Annotated in this window: 15 protein-coding genes; 6 read left to right on the top strand and 9 right to left on the bottom strand. The window is 35.6% G+C overall.

What is annotated here, in order from left to right; all coding sequences use genetic code 11:
* Positions 1 to 21: 21 nt before the first annotated feature.
* Positions 22 to 1065, top strand: coding sequence for a patatin-like phospholipase family protein (locus tag ACY651_RS10275; RefSeq protein WP_462252353.1), 1044 nt, complete (start codon positions 22 to 24; stop codon positions 1063 to 1065).
* Here the strand turns inward: ACY651_RS10275 and ACY651_RS10270 are convergent.
* On the bottom strand, positions 1062 to 1769 hold the full coding sequence (locus ACY651_RS10270) for a DUF4197 domain-containing protein (RefSeq protein WP_462252351.1): 708 nt from the start codon (positions 1767 to 1769) through the stop codon (positions 1062 to 1064). The genes ACY651_RS10275 and ACY651_RS10270 overlap by 4 nt on opposite strands.
* Before the next feature lie 114 nt (positions 1770 to 1883).
* Here ACY651_RS10270 and lysS point away from each other — a divergent pair, with 114 nt between their 5' ends.
* The 5 genes from lysS to ACY651_RS10245 all read left to right on the top strand — a co-directional run bounded on the left by lysS (position 1884) and on the right by ACY651_RS10245 (position 7361).
* Positions 1884 to 3419, top strand: coding sequence for a lysine--tRNA ligase (lysS, locus tag ACY651_RS10265; protein ID WP_462252350.1), 1536 nt, complete (start codon positions 1884 to 1886; stop codon positions 3417 to 3419).
* A gap of 20 nt (positions 3420 to 3439) precedes the next feature.
* The gene (locus tag ACY651_RS10260; protein ID WP_462252348.1) at positions 3440 to 4081 is read left to right on the top strand and encodes a hypothetical protein; all 642 of its coding nucleotides are present in this window, start codon (positions 3440 to 3442) and stop codon (positions 4079 to 4081) included.
* An 82-nt stretch (positions 4082 to 4163) separates the two neighbouring features.
* Positions 4164 to 6299 carry a S9 family peptidase gene (locus ACY651_RS10255; RefSeq protein ID WP_462252346.1) on the top strand — a complete coding sequence of 712 codons (2136 nt, stop codon included), beginning with the start codon at positions 4164 to 4166 and terminating at the stop codon, positions 6297 to 6299.
* 159 nt (positions 6300 to 6458) lie between these two features.
* Positions 6459 to 6812 (top strand): hypothetical protein, encoded by a 354-nt coding sequence (locus ACY651_RS10250; RefSeq protein WP_462252344.1) that lies wholly within the window; start codon positions 6459 to 6461, stop codon positions 6810 to 6812.
* Positions 6813 to 7004: 192 nt separating this feature from the next.
* Positions 7005 to 7361, top strand: coding sequence for a hypothetical protein (locus ACY651_RS10245; protein ID WP_462252342.1), 357 nt, complete (start codon positions 7005 to 7007; stop codon positions 7359 to 7361).
* A 147-nt stretch (positions 7362 to 7508) separates the two neighbouring features.
* Here ACY651_RS10245 and ACY651_RS10240 read toward each other — a convergent pair whose 3' ends face one another.
* The 8 genes from ACY651_RS10240 to ACY651_RS10205 all read right to left on the bottom strand — a co-directional run bounded on the left by ACY651_RS10240 (position 7509) and on the right by ACY651_RS10205 (position 15658).
* A complete protein-coding gene (locus ACY651_RS10240) occupies positions 7509 to 10013 on the bottom strand; it encodes a DUF5916 domain-containing protein (protein WP_462252340.1) in 2505 nt (834 codons plus the stop codon).
* Positions 10014 to 10147: 134 nt separating this feature from the next.
* The gene (locus ACY651_RS10235; protein WP_462252338.1) at positions 10148 to 10966 is read right to left on the bottom strand and encodes an SDR family oxidoreductase; all 819 of its coding nucleotides are present in this window, start codon (positions 10964 to 10966) and stop codon (positions 10148 to 10150) included.
* 141 nt (positions 10967 to 11107) lie between these two features.
* Complete coding sequence (locus tag ACY651_RS10230; protein WP_462252336.1) at positions 11108 to 11521, bottom strand: OsmC family peroxiredoxin; 414 nt, start codon at positions 11519 to 11521, stop codon at positions 11108 to 11110.
* A 29-nt stretch (positions 11522 to 11550) separates the two neighbouring features.
* Positions 11551 to 11904, bottom strand: a complete 354-nt coding sequence (locus ACY651_RS10225; protein ID WP_462252334.1) for an arsenate reductase — start codon at positions 11902 to 11904, stop codon at positions 11551 to 11553.
* Positions 11905 to 11906: 2 nt separating this feature from the next.
* Positions 11907 to 12896 (bottom strand): aldo/keto reductase, encoded by a 990-nt coding sequence (locus tag ACY651_RS10220; RefSeq protein WP_462252332.1) that lies wholly within the window; start codon positions 12894 to 12896, stop codon positions 11907 to 11909.
* 132 nt (positions 12897 to 13028) lie between these two features.
* On the bottom strand, positions 13029 to 13610 hold the full coding sequence (gene lptC / locus ACY651_RS10215; protein WP_462252330.1) for an LPS export ABC transporter periplasmic protein LptC: 582 nt from the start codon (positions 13608 to 13610) through the stop codon (positions 13029 to 13031).
* A gap of 1 nt (position 13611) precedes the next feature.
* Entirely contained in the window at positions 13612 to 14940 is a 1329-nt protein-coding gene (locus tag ACY651_RS10210; RefSeq protein WP_462252328.1) for a hypothetical protein, read from the bottom strand.
* Positions 14933 to 15658 (bottom strand): type III pantothenate kinase, encoded by a 726-nt coding sequence (locus tag ACY651_RS10205; RefSeq protein ID WP_462252326.1) that lies wholly within the window; start codon positions 15656 to 15658, stop codon positions 14933 to 14935. Before ACY651_RS10205 ends, ACY651_RS10210 begins: the two co-directional genes overlap by 8 nt.
* Positions 15659 to 15863: the final 205 nt, after the last annotated feature.

Raw genomic sequence — 15863 nt, 5'->3', positions numbered from 1 at the left:
TCAATTTTTTATTTTCGCCAAATGAAAAAACTGTTTATAATTCTGCTCTTCCCTTCTTTTTGTTTTGCTCAAAAAAAATATGATTATAAAAATCTGGTGCTGGAAGGCGGTGGTGTACGTGGCCTTGCTTATGCCGGTGTGTTTAGTGTGCTGGAAGAAAAAGGTATTTTACAACAGATAGAAAAAGTAGGTGGCTCATCTGCAGGTTCTATTGCAGGCATGCTCATAAGTATTGGTTATACAGCCGATGAAATTGACAGCCTGATGATTGAATTGCCTATACAAAAATTTAACGATGGCAAAGGTGGGCTGGTGGGTAAATATAAAAGATTTAAAAATGATTTTGGCATTTATAAAGGCAGCACATTTGAAAAATGGTTGAAGCAACTTATTGAATTTAAAACGGGAAATCCGTTACTTACTTTCAATCAACTGCACCAGCTGCATTTAAATAATAAATTGTATAAAGATTTTTACTGCACCGGCACCAACCTGAGCAAACAGCAATTAGAAATTTTTTCTTACACCCACACGCCACAAATGCCCATTGCACTTGCAGTACGAATCAGTGGGGGTGTTCCTTTATATTTTGAGCCTGTTGCATTAGATAATAACCTGCAAAAAATTAAAAAATCAGACAGTGTTTCTTTTATTAATTATTATGTAGATGGCGGAATGCTTTGCAATTATCCCATAAGTATGTTCGACAGTTGCGAAGAAAATAATCTTAATCCTCTTTTGAGCAGTAAAGTAAAATTTAACCCTCAAACTATTGGTATAAAATTAGAGCGGCCGCAACAGATAGATTCTTTAAATAACAACAGCATAAAAATTCCTGCTTATAATATCAATAAACTATCTGATTACATTGCTGCCTTTAGTAATCTTATGATGGAAACCCTCAGCAGAAAATATCCCGGGCTTGAAAATGAAAAAGGCAGAACAATTTATGTTAGCCAGGGAAATATAAGCTCCCGTGTAAAAAAAACAAAGCAGCAGGATAAAGTGCTGCTCTATGAAAACGGTGTTAATGCCGCTACTTATTTTTTTTCAAAACAACCTTAATTCCATTTTTGCCCAAACACCTTCCGCAAAATATCTGTAGTTCTTGCTGCAATATTAGTGCGTATATTTTTTTCTTCCTTTGCCACTAAATCAAATAATGCATCAGTGGCTTTAGCAGTAACAAAACTGGCAAGGTCAGGATTTATTTTTCTGAATGTAGTAGGAAAATTATTGTATTTATTAATGGCATCGCCATAATATTTTGTTGCTTCCACTTTATCTAAAGATGCTTTTATAACCGGTAAAAATGCAGCTATTAATTTATCGGTAGTTTTCTCTCTAAAAAAATGTGTGGCGCTGGTGTCACCATTTCTTACTAAACCAATAGCATCCTGCAAAGTCATATTTCTTATGGCATCTGCAAAAATCGGTTTGGCATAACCTGCAGCATCTTCTGCACCACGGTTAATTTGCAAAATGGCTTTATCAACCATATTATTAAACCCTAAATCACGTAAAGTATTTTCAACTTTTTTAGCATCGGGCGGTAATAAAATTTTATAGAAGGCGTCTTTAAAAAAACCATCCTGTTTATTTAATTGCAATACGGCGCCTGCTAATCCCTGGCTTAATGCCTGTTTAATCCCCTGCCCGGCTTCAGCTTCTGTAATGCCACCAATCCCTGTTGTTTGGGGTAACTTATTTAAAACATCGCAACTGCTTAATATTATAACACTCATTAATGCAAGTAATAATTTTTTCATTTTTTATACATTTGTTATTTAAATATAAACAAGTATCCTGCCAAGATTAGTTGTATAATGTTACAGACAGCAAATATGGATGATTGGGTTGCATAAAGTATCTTTGCCGCCATTATGAGTACACAACATTTATCAGAGCAGGAAATTATCCGCAGAGAAAAATTAACAGAACTTAACAAATTAGGTATTGATGCTTACCCGGCAGCGTTGTACCCTGTAAACATTACATCTGCCTATATAAAAGAAAATTATAAAGGAGAAGAAAACAAGGCTGATTTTGCAGATGTTTGTCTTGCAGGAAGAATAATGAGTGTACGTGATATGGGCAAAGCAAATTTTGCTGTGTTGCAGGATGCTGCAGGTAAAATTCAATTTTATATTAAGCAGGATGATATTTGCCCCGGCGATGATAAAACTTTGTATCAAACCGTTTGGAAAAAATTAATTGATATTGGTGATATCATCGGCATTAAAGGTTATGTGTTTACTACAAAAACCGGCGAAACATCTGTACATGTAAAAGAGTTTTCTATTCTTACAAAATCATTACGGCCACTCCCAATCGTTAAAGAAAAAGATGGTGAAGCTTTTGATGAAGTAACCGATCCTGAATTCAGGTACCGCCAGCGTTATGCCGATTTAATTGTAAATCCAGGTGTGAAAGAAACTTTTATTAAACGTACCAAAATGGTAAATGCCATTCGTGAATTTTTAAATGAACGTGGTGCGTTGGAAGTTGATACGCCGGTATTGCAATCTATTCCAGGTGGTGCAGCAGCAAGGCCTTTTACCACACATCATAATGCTTTGGATGTACCGATGTACATGCGTATTGCAAACGAATTATATTTAAAAAGGTTGATAGTGGGTGGCTTTGAATGGGTGTACGAATTCAGCCGAAATTTTAGAAATGAAGGTATGGACCGCACCCATAATCCTGAATTTACGGTACTGGAATTCTATGTGGCTTACAAAGATTATGAGTGGATGATGGATACTACGGAACAAATGCTGGAGAAAGCGGCCATTGCAACCAACGGTACCACAAAAGTTTTGGTGGGAGATCCTTCTGCTCCGCTCAGGACTATTGATTTTAAAGCGCCGTACAAACGTATTACCATGTACGATGCTATTAAAGAACATACTGGTTTTGATATTAGCGAAATGGATGAAGCAGGCATAAGAAATGTTTGCCATGAATTAAAAATACATGCTGATGAAAAATGGGGCAAGGGTAAATTGATTGATGAAATTTTTGGCGGTAAATGCGAAAGCAAATATATTCAACCAACTTTTATTACTGATTATCCGGTAGAGATGAGTCCGCTTACCAAAAAGCACCGCAGTAAACCTGGCCTGGTAGAGCGCTTTGAATTGATGTGTAATGGTAAAGAAATTGCCAATGCTTACAGCGAATTGAATGACCCAATTGAACAAAGGGAACGTTTTGAAGAGCAGGTAAAACTAATGGAACGTGGCGATGATGAAGCCATGTTTATTGACCATGATTTTTTACGTGCCTTAGAATATGGTATGCCGCCAACCAGTGGTATTGGTTTTGGTATCGACAGAATTGCGATGCTGTTAACCAACCAGCATAGTATTCAGGATGTGTTGTTTTTTCCGATGATGAGGCCGGAGAATAATTAATTATAAGGTTGAACAGTTTTATGAAAAAGATTAAAAAAATAATTTCATTCTGGTGCCTTATTTTTTACGCAGCTGGCTTATTTGCTCAACCGGGCACTGATACTTTTGCTTTAAAAAAAGATATTGGATATGATGTAGAGCAAAAAATAGATAGCCTTAAGGCTATTGGTGTAGATACTGTAATTCAATACTTTTCTTTTGTAGTTGGTTGGCCACTCTACATTGATTCAGCAGGAGTTTATGAAATACAGTTTTTAATTTGGACTCAACATTCAAAAACCTATATTCAAAAGTTTGTAAATCTTAATGGATCAAAAAACAAAAGGCCTTCTCCAATTCAAATTAATAAACAAGACATTGCTTTATTCTTACAGAAAAATTTGAATACAATTAAGTACGAATTTATATACCCTTATACTTATAAAACTGTTGTTAATAATTTTGAGATATACCAAATACTGGGTGGGACACATCGCAAGTATTCGTTTTTTAGGATATATACAAAAGATAACGCAATTCAAAAGGAAGTTTTCGACAGCGATTTCGATGAAATTTCATTTGAAGAAATTAAAAATCTGAACTACACTTACAATAGTAAAACAAAAATTAAACTTTTGCTTGACCTAATAACCACATCCGTGGGAAAGATTGACTGGCATTAATCGTTACTGTCCCCACCCATCAATTTCCTTTCTCCATTTCTTTCAAAAAAACTATCTTGTAATTTCAATTAAATAATTACACATGACATTTAATGTAAAAAACACTTTTGCAATTCTTGCAATTACATTTTGCTCTTTTGCTGCAACTGCACAAAAAAAAGAATTAACCGACGATCAATTTTTTAAAGGTAATTTTAAAGGCATTACACAGGCATTGCCGCAATCCGGCCCATGGGTTGATGAAAGCCATGTGGTAATAAGAAAAGACGGTAAAAGTTTTTTATTAGATTGTAAAAAAGGTACCGAGGTGGAATATACCACACCAGCCGTTACAAAACCTGTTGCTGTAAAGCCAACTGTAACCAATAAAAATAACGATCTGTTTGTAAACGATGTGCAACTTACCAGCGATAAGGATAAAGAAGTAAACCCCATTGTAAGCCCCGATGGAAATTATGTGGCTTACACAAAAAATAATAATCTCTACACAGTAAATATTTCTACAAAAAAAGAAACAGCACTTACTACCGATGGCAGCGATGTTATTTTAAACGGTTATGCCAGCTGGGTATATATGGAAGAAATTTTGGGCAGGTCAACTGCATACAAAAGTTTTTGGTGGAGCCCCGACAGTAAAAAAATTGCCTACTTCCGCAGTGATGATACTAAAGTGCCGGAATTTATAATTACCGATGGCACAGGCCAACATGGATTAGTAGAGAAAACAAGATACCCGAAAGTGGGTGACCCAAACCCCGAAGTAAAAGTAGGTATTGTATCGCCGGATGGTGGCGCAACTGTGTGGAGCGATTTTAATGAAAAAGATGACCAGTATTTTGGTATGCCTTACTGGAAACCCGATGGTAGTGCATTATTGGTACAATGGATGAACCGTTTACAAAACAATCTTATTATTTACGAAGTAAACCCTGCAACTGGTGCTAAAAAAGAATTTTATAACGAAACACAAAAAACCTGGATTGATCTGGATGATAACGACCGTATTGGTTTTTTAAAAAATGGCAAAGGTTTTATTTTATCAGGCGATGCAACTGGTTGGAAACATTTATATTATTACGACATGAATGGCAAATTGATAAATGCCATCACCAGCGGAAAATTTACTGTTACCAATTTAAATTATGTAGATGAAAAAAATAGCATTGTCTATTTTACTGCAAGAAGTAGAGAAAATTCTGCCACAAGAGATTATTACAGGGTTAACCTTGATGGAAAAAAATTGCAACGTTTAACCTTTGGTAATTTCAATCATGCATTTGTAAATGCTTCCCCCAACAGTGAGTATTTTATTACCACTTATGGCAACAGCTCCACACCCAATAAAATGGCATTGGTAAATAATAAAGGAAAAGTTATTAAAGAACTGGGTGATGCAAAAGGTGCGGATTTTGATACCTACAATATTGCTAAAACAGAGTTAATAAGAGTAAAAAGCGATGATGGTTTATATGATTTACCTATGAAAGTAACCTGGCCTGTAAATATGGAAGCAGGTAAAAAATACCCGGTTTTAATTTCAATTTACGGCGGCCCTAATGCAGGTACTGTAAGTGATGCCTTTCAACTTAACGGAACACAACAATGGTATGCTAAAGAAGGATTGATACAGGTAGCAATGGATCATCGGGCCAGTGGCCATTTTGGTAAAGAAGGGGTGAATTATATGTACCATAATTTAGGCGATTGGGAGTTGAAAGATTACAGCACCATGGTAAAATGGCTGGTAGCTAACGGCAGCGGCGACCCCAAAAAAGTTTGCATCACCGGTTTTAGTTACGGTGGCTATATGAGTTGCCTGGCACTTACAAAATACAGCGACGTATTTACTTACGGTATGGCCGGTGGCAGTGTTACCGACTGGACGTTATACGATACACACTACACCGAACGCTTTATGGGTACACCGGCTAATAATGCCGAAGGTTACAAAACCGGCAACGTTATGAACTATACTGACAAATACAAAGGCGGTTTGCAAATAGTACATGGCGTAATTGACGATAATGTACACCTGCAAAACAGCCTGCAGCTGATAAGTAAATTACAGGATGCTAAAAAAGATTTTGAATTTATGATTTACCCCGGTGGAAGGCATGGCTGGCCGGGCAATAAAGGGTTGCATTTTCAAAACTTAAAAACAAAATTTATTTACAGGTATTTATTGCAGAAAGAAGTACCAGTAGGTTTAATTAAATAGTATTACTGTTATTATTAACCGCAGCATTGCAAATAAATATTTGGTGCTGCGGTTTTTTATTTTATTGCCCAAATAAACTTGCCAAAACAAATACAGTAAAACACTTGCAAAGCCGGTGTTTAAATATTATTTTTCAACCTAAACCAAAAATTTACTAAAATGAAACAGCTTTTTCCAACACGGTTTGCCGAAATTTTATACGCACTTGTCATGATTATTTTTGGAATAATGCATTTAAAAAGTGGCACAGGAAAACTACCAGACTTTGTACCTGGCAGCCCTGCTATTTGGATGTATATTACCGGCGCCGGATTTTTAGCAGCAGGTATTGCAATTATTATAAACAAATTTAAAAGGCTTGCTTGTTATATGCTGGCATTGATGTTATTTATATTTATTTTAGTTATTCACTTAATGCCGGCTATTGAAAACCCTTACAACATTTACCAGCCATTAAAAGATTTAGGTCTTGCAATGTGTGCAATTATGATCGGCAATAATTCTTCTAAATAAAACATTTATCAATAAGGTTCATTCGAACAATAGTATAATAATATTTTTTCTTTTTTAACCGCAGCATTGCAAATTCTAAGCAATGCTGAGGTTTTTTTATTTCTATATTTTTATTTACAAAACAAATGGCTTAAAAGCTTGCAAACACCATATTTAAGTATTACTTTAATATACAATTAAAACCAAAATATTATGAAACCGTTACTATCTTCTAAAATTGCAGGCATTATATATGCCCTCGCTATTGGAACTTTTGGGATTTTACATTTTCGTAATGTTGATGCAATGAAAGCCAGTGTGCCTGATTATATGCCGGGAGATGGAAGCATATGGATTTATTTTACCGGCGCCTGTATGATACTTGCAGCAATTGCAATTATCATAAACAAATATGCCAGGCTTGCCTGTTATTTATTGGCAGCAATGTTCTTAATTTTTGTTTTTACACTTCATTTAAAACCTTTATTAAGTGGTGGGTTTACTCACCTGCTTAAAGACATTTCGATGGCAATGGGGGCAATACTTATTGGTAATAACAGCAGCAAATAGTTTTTTAATAAAGTGAGGCTGTCTCAAAAGTACCAGCGATCTTCATATTGAGTTTATTGAAATATTACAACCGGCGGCAAACAAACCTGTCACATTTCGATAAACTCAATGTGACAGATTTGTTTGCTTTAGAGACAGCCTCTTTATTTACTTCTTTTTTGCAAGCTGCTTCCTTGCAGTTAAATAATCTAAAAAATAAATTACCCTAACAGAAAAACTATTGGCCTGCGGGCCGCTGATAGTTTTATCAAAATTAGAAAAATAGTTTTTTTCAAAATCCCTGGTAAATGAGTCAGATATATCTTTCCATACAATATTTATAAAACTACCCTGTGCAAACTGCCAGGTGTACACCATATCGGTACTGAAATAATTATAATTTTGATTCTTGTTTTTTGTAAAGGGAACCGAAGGTGTTACCACATCGCCATATTTATTTAACTCATAAAATTGTTGTGGCGCCACCTTGCTCCAGTAATGCCTGGCCCTTAAAGTAATACCCATTCTGTTGGTAAAACTGTATTTTACTCCTAATGTATTTTCAACAGTTCTTATATCTCTTTTTGAAAAATAAATCTCGTATCCATTGGCAAATAGGGCGTTCTGTAAAGTATCAGCAAATCCGGCATTGTTTTTTTGAAAATCCATAGTTAAGGAATTATCTATAGAAAATTTACTGCTAAAACGTATTTTACCAAACAGGGTTGGGTTAATACTTTGTCTTTTAAATACCCCGCCTTTTCCTCCAAATATTTCTCCGCCCCACGATAATTTTTTGGATGAATTACTTTCCCACCACACGGCCATGCCAACCCTGCCCTTGTTTTTAAAAACCCTTCCAGGCTCTCTTGCTTCATAAAAATCATTGTAGTTATATCCCCAGTTTACATTAACCCCAACAAACCATAATTTTTTTGTTTGCCCGTTCATGTTCACATTGCCGCCGCCATTTTGGTACATCATTTCTTTTCGCTTCAATATATCTAACGGCGTTACTAAGCGGCTGTAAAAGGCATTAAAATTTAAACGAAAATTATTAAAAAACTTTTTTGGTTGCAGCCATTTATAACCCATCCACAAACCATTATCAATGGTGTTGTTATTGGTAAAATATCCCAAATCGCTCTTATCATATTTTGCATTGCTCAGCTCCTGAAAAATATTGAAATTAAACCGGCCGCTGGTTTTACCAAAATTAAGAGAGTGGGCATAGCCGGTAGTATTTTTTCCACCTTTGCCAATTAAATTACTTACGCTGGCACTGCCACCAACATTCCATTTATTTTTTTTATCGTTAAGATCAAATAAAAATGAACTTACGTTAGCATCATAATCAATTCCCGAACGCCATACATTGGTATTTACAAAAGAAACACTGCTGTTGTACTTCATAGTTTGATCGAGTACAAAAACATTATAGTTGGTAAGCGGATCGGTTTCTATTTTTCTTTGTACTTTATTATTGCTGTTTTCTACTAAAGCAAACTGTGGTTTTGTTATCGCATTCAGCACACCAATGCCTAAACCTTTTTGTGTACGGCCGCTAATTTTTGTTGCATTCATCAGTTTACTTTGCTGTGGATTTTTTATAACGGCTTCGTCGTTGTTTACCTGGTAATCCACATCGTAGTAATGTATGGGTTGGCCACCAATGCGCCTGCTGTAAAACAAATTTCCTTTGTTAAACAGTTCCGTGCCTTCAGTAAAAAAAGTTCTGTTTTCATCATACTTTACTTCGAACGGGGTAAGATTTAAAATTCTCCTGTCGCTTTGTACCTGTCCAAAGTCTGGTATCAATGTCATGTCTAATGTAAAAGCCTGGTTCAATCCATACTTTACATCCATACCGCCATTTACCTGAGTATTCCAGTTTTTTAAATCTGTTTGCTTATAGGGATAATGATTTACATAAGTAGAAAAATAAGGAGAAAACTGCAACCTCAATGGCGGTTTAATATCTTGCAGACCCAGCAGCATACCTTCCTGTGTTAAAAAACCATTTGCAGTTGGGTCTATAGATTGCCAAAATAATTGTTCGCCACTTTTTTGCCTTCGGCGTACAATATTTAATCCCCAATCCTGTACTTTCTTTTTACCAAAACGAATAGCGGAGAAAGGTAAAAACATTTCAAAGCTCCATCCATCGTTGTGAATTTTTGCATTGCTTTGCCAAACAGCATTCCAGCTAAAATCTTCGCTATCTCCATTAGGATTAGGAGCTTGTTTCGCATCAAACTGCTCACCCAGCGGAGTAACAAAATATTCAAAGCCATTAATTTTATCATTGTAAGTATCAAAAATTACACCTACAAAATCATTATTACCAAAACCATCCCTGCCAACTAATTCCGCAGCAATACTGTCTTTAAATTTTTCGTGAAAATATCCGCCAATGTAAATGCCTTCGTCATTATACAAAAAATACATTTCACTTCTGTTATCAGGATTTTCTGGTTTAAATGGTGTGGGGCGTAATGCCACAAACTTATCGGCTACCTGGGCAGTTTTCCATTCAGGCTCATCAATAATACCATCAACTTTTAATGATTTAACAATGCGTAGTGCTGTAATTTTTTTCTTTTCAGTCTGGCTGAAAGCGGTGGCAGTAAGGAGCATGCAAAAGCATACTGCTCTTAGGTTAAAGAAGTTCATGGCTATACTTTTTGGTTTTAATCAGGCATTATTCATGGCGAAATAATGCATTTACGAAATTAAACGTACAAGTCAGTAAATTGTTACCGCTCATCAAAACAAAAAAGTATTAGCCTTTTTTTAACAGGGAATTTTTAAACAAACAAATCATTATACAATTGTGCGCCGGGTACTACCGAATATTTACCCAGGTCTGTAATGCCTTCTTTGGCTAAAACATCTTCATCAATAAAACTATTACCGGTACAGGTTGCAGCAGCTTTTCTTAAAATATAATAAGCAGCATCGGCTATAATATCTGTAGTGCGGCTCATTTTCATCAGCATTTCGCCACCCAATAAATTATTTACAGCTGCAGTAGCAATAGTTGTACGTGGCCATAAAGTATTAGCAGCAATATTGTATTTTTTTAGCTCTGCCGATAATCCTAACGCAATCATACTCATGTTATATTTACTAATGGTATAGGCCAAATGATTGGCAAACCATTTCATATCCATATTTATTGGCGGCGATAAATTAAGAATATGTGCATTGGTTGACTTTTTTAATAAAGGAATACAAGCTTTACTTACCATAAATGTTCCTCTTACATTTATATCGTACATTAAGTCGAAACGTTTGGGTTCGGTTTGTTCTGTTGGGGTTAAATTAATTGCGGATGCATTGTTCACTAAAATATCAATACCGCCGAATTTTTCTACTGTCTTATCAATTACATTTTGAATCTGATCTTCAAAGCGGATATCGCATTGTACTGCCAATGCTTTACCACCCGCTGCTTCCATTTCGACAGCGGCAGAAAAAATGGTACCTCCCAGTTTTGGGTTTTCTTCTACACTTTTACTTGCAATTACAATATTTGCACCTTCTGCTGCTAAGCGCAAACCAATTGCTTTTCCAATACCACGGCTTGCGCCGGTAATTAAAACTGTTTTGTTTTGAAAAGACATAATCTGCTTTTTATTTACAATCAAATGTAGTTTATTTAAACCTTAAACAAAATGTCGGCAGTTAGTTTTTTTAGAGGGCTTTAAAAATAAAAATCCCTCAGCTTATAGTATAAGCCGAAGGATCATTAATTCCAGTAACCTTTAATTGGTTAAACTTACTTCGTAAGTTTTATCTACATTTAATAATTTAGATATTAAGCAGTTCGCTTTTACATCTTCCATGCATTCATCAAATTTTTCCTGGCTAATACCCGGTACTGTTGCTTTTACTATTAAATGAGCATTTGTAATTGCTCCAGCATCTAAAGTGATAGTGCTGTTTACATCTATAGTCTCGGCTGTAAAACCGGCACCACTAACTACAAAAGTTAATTTCATGGCAAAACAGCCCGAAAGTGCTGCTGCCACTAATTCTTCAGGATTGGTACCAACTCCATCTGCAAAGCGTGAGTTAAAAGAATATTGAGTTTTGTTTAAAACTGTGCTTTGTGTGGTTAAATGTCCACTTCCTTCTTTACCTGTACCGTTCCAAACGGCAGTTGCGTTACGTTTCATTTTTTTATTTTTTATTGTTAGATGTAAATTTATTTAAAGGTTTTATTATAATCTTCTACGTTAACACCAACAATTAATTTGCCATTATATTCAATCACCGGCCTTTTTATAATACTGTTTTTGGCCAGCATTACTTTTATTGACTGTTGTTGGTCAACAATTTTTTTTTGTTCTGCTTCCGGCAATTCTCTCCAGGTGGTGCTTCTTTTATTAAAGATAATTTCCCAGCCTTGTTTATTACACCATTCTTCCAATTTTTCTTTACTTACCCCCTGTAATTTATAATCATGAAAAGTAAAAGCAATATTATTTTTATTTAACCACAGCATTGCTTTTTTTGTGGTGTCGCAATTAGGAATGCCGTAAACGATTACATTTTTCATAATTAAAATTCAGGCAATACAGGTTTTGTTTTCATAATGCCTTCAATTTTTTCCATTACATCAGGCGTCAGTTTTTCCAATGCATCCAAAGCTTTTAAATTATCCAGCAACTGTATTTTTTTTGTTGCACCCAAAATTGCTGTACTTACGTTAGGGTTTTTTATACACCAGGCAATACTTAATGCTGCAGTGCCAACACCAAGCTTAGCAGCCAACTCACTCAGTTTTTTTACTTTCTTTACTTTATCATCCATTACCCAGCGTTCTTTTAACCAATCAAAACCTTCCAATGCAAAGCGGCTGTTTTTAGGAATGCCTTCGTTATATTTTCCACTTAAAAGTCCACTTGCTAATGGGCTCCAAATGGTAGTACCTAAACCCACGGTTCTAAAAATATCCAAATACTCTTTATCTACTTTTTCTCTTTCAAATAAATTGTATTGTGGTTGCTCCATAGTGGGGCCTATTAGTCTTAATTTTTCTGCAACACGATGTGCTTCCATGATTTCCACACCACTCCACTCGCTGATACCCCAGTATAAAACTTTGCCTTGCTGTATTAAATGGTTCATTGCCCAAACTGTTTCTTCAATCGGTGTATTTTTATCGGGGCGATGGCAAAAAAACATATCCAAATAATCAACCTGCAATCTTTGTAAAGCTTCGTTACAGGCTTCTATTAAATGTTTGCGGCTGTTGCCGGTTTGGTTGGGTTTATTTTCTTTTCCTCTCCATCCCCAAAATGCTTTTGATGAAACAGTGTAAGATGTGCGGTCCCATTTTTTCTTTTTAAGCACACGGCCCATCATCTTTTCACTTTCGCCCAGTGCATACACTTCGGCATTATCAAAAAAGTTGATGCCGTTATCGTAAGCAATGCCCATTAATTCGTCGGCTACCTTATCATTAATTTGTTTGCTGAAACTTACCCAGCTTCCAAAACTAAGCACACTAACCTGTAAACCAGATTTGCCGAGGCGACGGTATTGCATAAAACTTTTGTTTAAAAATTTGAGGTGTGAAGTTAGGATAAGAGAGGGAAAAAATTCTTTCGAAATTGGTTATATAATTTTTAGATAATCATAAACAAAAAAATATACAGCAATTTTTAAAGCAGGCATCATTTAATTTTCCGGAAACTGCGATGACGGTACTTTTATAAAACTGTTGGTTACCTTGTATAAAACTTTATCTTTAAAATCCTGGCTGCATTCAAATCCAATGCCATTTTGAACCTGCATTTTTGTTCTTATCTGCACCGGCTTATCGGTGTAAAACTGGTAGGTGGGGCGGTTTCTATCCCAGTATAATTCATCGCAATACAAAGTATCGCCATTTTTTAAACCAATAAAACGTACACTGTCTTTTAATAAAATTTTACTCTGGCTTTCTATATACTTAGCGTATTTAGCATCCAGTATGCTTTCAATTTTTGTACTGTCGTTATAAAAATCAACATGTATTTTTTTAGGAAATTCTACATAAGGCATGGTATCCTGCACCCTCAGCATTAATGGCGCTGTTAGTATGGCTTTTGCTTTACCGCCTAAAGTATAATTAATATTTACTTTAACGGCTTCTTCAATACCTAATTTTTTTTTAGTAAGATCGTCAATGTCTTTATTGCTGTTTTCGCAGGCTGATAAAAAAATGCAGCCTGATAAAAGGGCTGCACTAATTTTTTTATAACAAGTTTTAAAAATCATTTTAGTTGTACTTACGTTTTGCAAACCAACGTGCATTCATAGAAACTCCAATACTAAAGCGTACAGTGTTCTCTCTTAAATTAGTTTTTTTATCACCACGGTTTCCAATTTCCACTGCAGTGTTTAACATTACAAATTCGCCGGTATAATTAATATATTTTAAAGAAGTTAATGGCATTCCTGTTCCAAAAGTAAAACCATATTCGGGGCGACTGTTATTGGTTTTTATATAATCGGGGCCATAATAAAATCCCGCCCTGTATTTTACATAATTAAAATATTTTTTTACTGGCGTATTAATTTTTGCAGGATAATACTGTCCGCCAACTCTTACTACCCAATTGTTTTGCACCGCATCGGTTTGGCCGTAATATCTGTATTTACTCCAGCTTGTTCTTTCATAATCGGCCCCAAACACCCAATGCTCATCTGTATAAGTAAAGCCTGCGCCAAATGAGGAAGGATACTCAATTTTTCCTTTCACACCATTTTGCTCATACACACTGTCAATACGATAGGTTGATGTGCTGGCATCGTAATCAAACGTTTCTCTTACAATATCACGTTTTGCATTAAGCTTTTTCATTAAATTACCATAAGCGCCTAACCGCAAAGTTTTAGGGTATTCTTTCTTCTTGCTTTTGTTTAAAACAATTTCGTACTGCAAACCGCCTGTTAGCAAAAGGCCGTTAAAAGTTGTTTTATCGGCCGAGTTAGATTTATAATATGGAACACTATCGTTTAAAAGTGTAAGCTTGGTGCTGTAATCTTTATTACCAAAAATATAACCGGCGTTTATACCAAAGCTTAAATTTTTTATCCGCATGCCAGTACCAATAAAAGCCTGGTTGGCACCGCCGCTGCCTTCGTATAAAGTGTTGGCGCTGTCAATGCCTGTAATGCGGCTAAATCTTTCTATTTTATAATTTACTTTTGTTAAGGGCCTTAATCCAAAACTTAATCCCCAGGAGATACTGTCTCTTCGCATTTTTTCTGTAGTTAGCGGAAAACCCAACTGCAAATAAGAAAATATGGTGTTGGTGGAGGAGAACTTTTTTGCAGGGTTAGTGCTTTTCAATGTTCGTATATCAACTTCCGCACCAATATCAAAAATGGTATTGGCTATGCTTGCCAGCGATGCCGGGTTTACAAAATTTAAACTTTGATAATCGTTATTAGCGGCAGAAATGCCCCCCATGCCACGGGTAAAAATATTATGATTGGGAGCTAAATCGCCTAACCCATAACGGGAATAAGGAGAATTTTCCTGTGCAAAAACCGCTGTCTGAAAGCCACATGCCACAAAAAGTACGGGTATAAATTTAGTCATTGTTAGTTTCGCTGAGTGCATAAAGTCCTTTAAATAAAAAATTACTGTCGGCAAATATCTTGTTTTTAAGCCGACGGGCAAAATAGAGTGTATCGCCCCCGGTTAAAACCACGTTAAAGTTGCCGTATTTTTCAGCATATTCAGTAATAAATCCATCCATTTCATAGGCAATTCCGGCAACTACACCACTTTGCATATTAGTTTTAGTATCGTAGCCAATTATCGGAAAATTCCATTCGGCCTGCACCAGTGGCAGCTTTGCTGTAAAAACCTGCATGGCTTTAAAACGCATTTCCATCCCCGGCGAAATACTGCCGCCAATAAACTGGTGGTACTGGTTAATAAAATTATAAGTAATGCAGGTACCCATGCCAATTACTAAATTATTTTTATTAGGATAATAATATACTGCTGCTGCAGAAAGCGCCAGCCTGTCGGCACCAATAGTTTCGGGCTTACCTACCGATGTGGTAAAATTTGCTTTAGTAAGATGGGAGATTTTGTGAAATTTTGTTTTAGCGGCCAAAAAACTTTCCAGACCCGGGTTGTGATTAATAACAGAAGACAATATTGTTTTATCGGGCTTATAAATTGTAAGCAGCCTTTCAATTGTAAAAATTTCATCGTTGGGCAAAACTATTTCCTCAGTAAAAATATCGTTTTCAAAAACGGCAACTTTTAACCGGGTATTACCAAAATCAAAGCAAAGTGTTTTCATTTTTTTGGTTTTGAGGTTCAGCGTTTAGGGCTAATGTTGAAGTTAAAATTATTTTATCATTAATTTGCGAAAGATAAAATTAAACAACTTTCAACTTTCAACTTTCAACTTTCAACTTTCAACTTTCAACTTTCAACTTTCAACTTTCAACTTTCAACTTTCAACTTTCAACTTTCAACTTTCAACTTTCAACTTTCAACTTTCA

This window comes from Ferruginibacter sp. (genome assembly GCF_031391665.1).
Classification (GTDB): Bacteria; Bacteroidota; Bacteroidia; order Chitinophagales; family Chitinophagaceae; genus Ferruginibacter.
The sequence above is the reverse complement of the archived record's forward strand: the minus strand, read 5'-3'. Positions and strand labels throughout refer to the sequence as shown.

Bases quoted from the DNA above. Each gene is read 5' to 3' on its own strand.
- ACY651_RS10275 (WP_462252353.1), top strand. From the start codon at position 22: ATGAAAAAACTGTTTATAATTCTGCTCTTCCCTTCTTTTTGTTTTGCT.
- ACY651_RS10270 (WP_462252351.1), bottom strand. From the start codon at position 1,769: ATGAAAAAATTATTACTTGCATTAATGAGTGTTATAATATTAAGCAGT.
- lysS (WP_462252350.1), top strand. From the start codon at position 1,884: ATGAGTACACAACATTTATCAGAGCAGGAAATTATCCGCAGAGAAAAA.
- ACY651_RS10260 (WP_462252348.1), top strand. From the start codon at position 3,440: ATGAAAAAGATTAAAAAAATAATTTCATTCTGGTGCCTTATTTTTTAC.
- ACY651_RS10255 (WP_462252346.1), top strand. From the start codon at position 4,164: ATGACATTTAATGTAAAAAACACTTTTGCAATTCTTGCAATTACATTT.
- ACY651_RS10250 (WP_462252344.1), top strand. From the start codon at position 6,459: ATGAAACAGCTTTTTCCAACACGGTTTGCCGAAATTTTATACGCACTT.
- ACY651_RS10245 (WP_462252342.1), top strand. From the start codon at position 7,005: ATGAAACCGTTACTATCTTCTAAAATTGCAGGCATTATATATGCCCTC.
- ACY651_RS10240 (WP_462252340.1), bottom strand. From the start codon at position 10,013: ATGAACTTCTTTAACCTAAGAGCAGTATGCTTTTGCATGCTCCTTACT.
- ACY651_RS10235 (WP_462252338.1), bottom strand. From the start codon at position 10,966: ATGTCTTTTCAAAACAAAACAGTTTTAATTACCGGCGCAAGCCGTGGT.
- ACY651_RS10230 (WP_462252336.1), bottom strand. From the start codon at position 11,521: ATGAAACGTAACGCAACTGCCGTTTGGAACGGTACAGGTAAAGAAGGA.
- ACY651_RS10225 (WP_462252334.1), bottom strand. From the start codon at position 11,904: ATGAAAAATGTAATCGTTTACGGCATTCCTAATTGCGACACCACAAAA.
- ACY651_RS10220 (WP_462252332.1), bottom strand. From the start codon at position 12,896: ATGCAATACCGTCGCCTCGGCAAATCTGGTTTACAGGTTAGTGTGCTT.
- lptC (WP_462252330.1), bottom strand. From the start codon at position 13,610: ATGATTTTTAAAACTTGTTATAAAAAAATTAGTGCAGCCCTTTTATCA.
- ACY651_RS10210 (WP_462252328.1), bottom strand. From the start codon at position 14,940: ATGACTAAATTTATACCCGTACTTTTTGTGGCATGTGGCTTTCAGACA.
- ACY651_RS10205 (WP_462252326.1), bottom strand. From the start codon at position 15,658: ATGAAAACACTTTGCTTTGATTTTGGTAATACCCGGTTAAAAGTTGCC.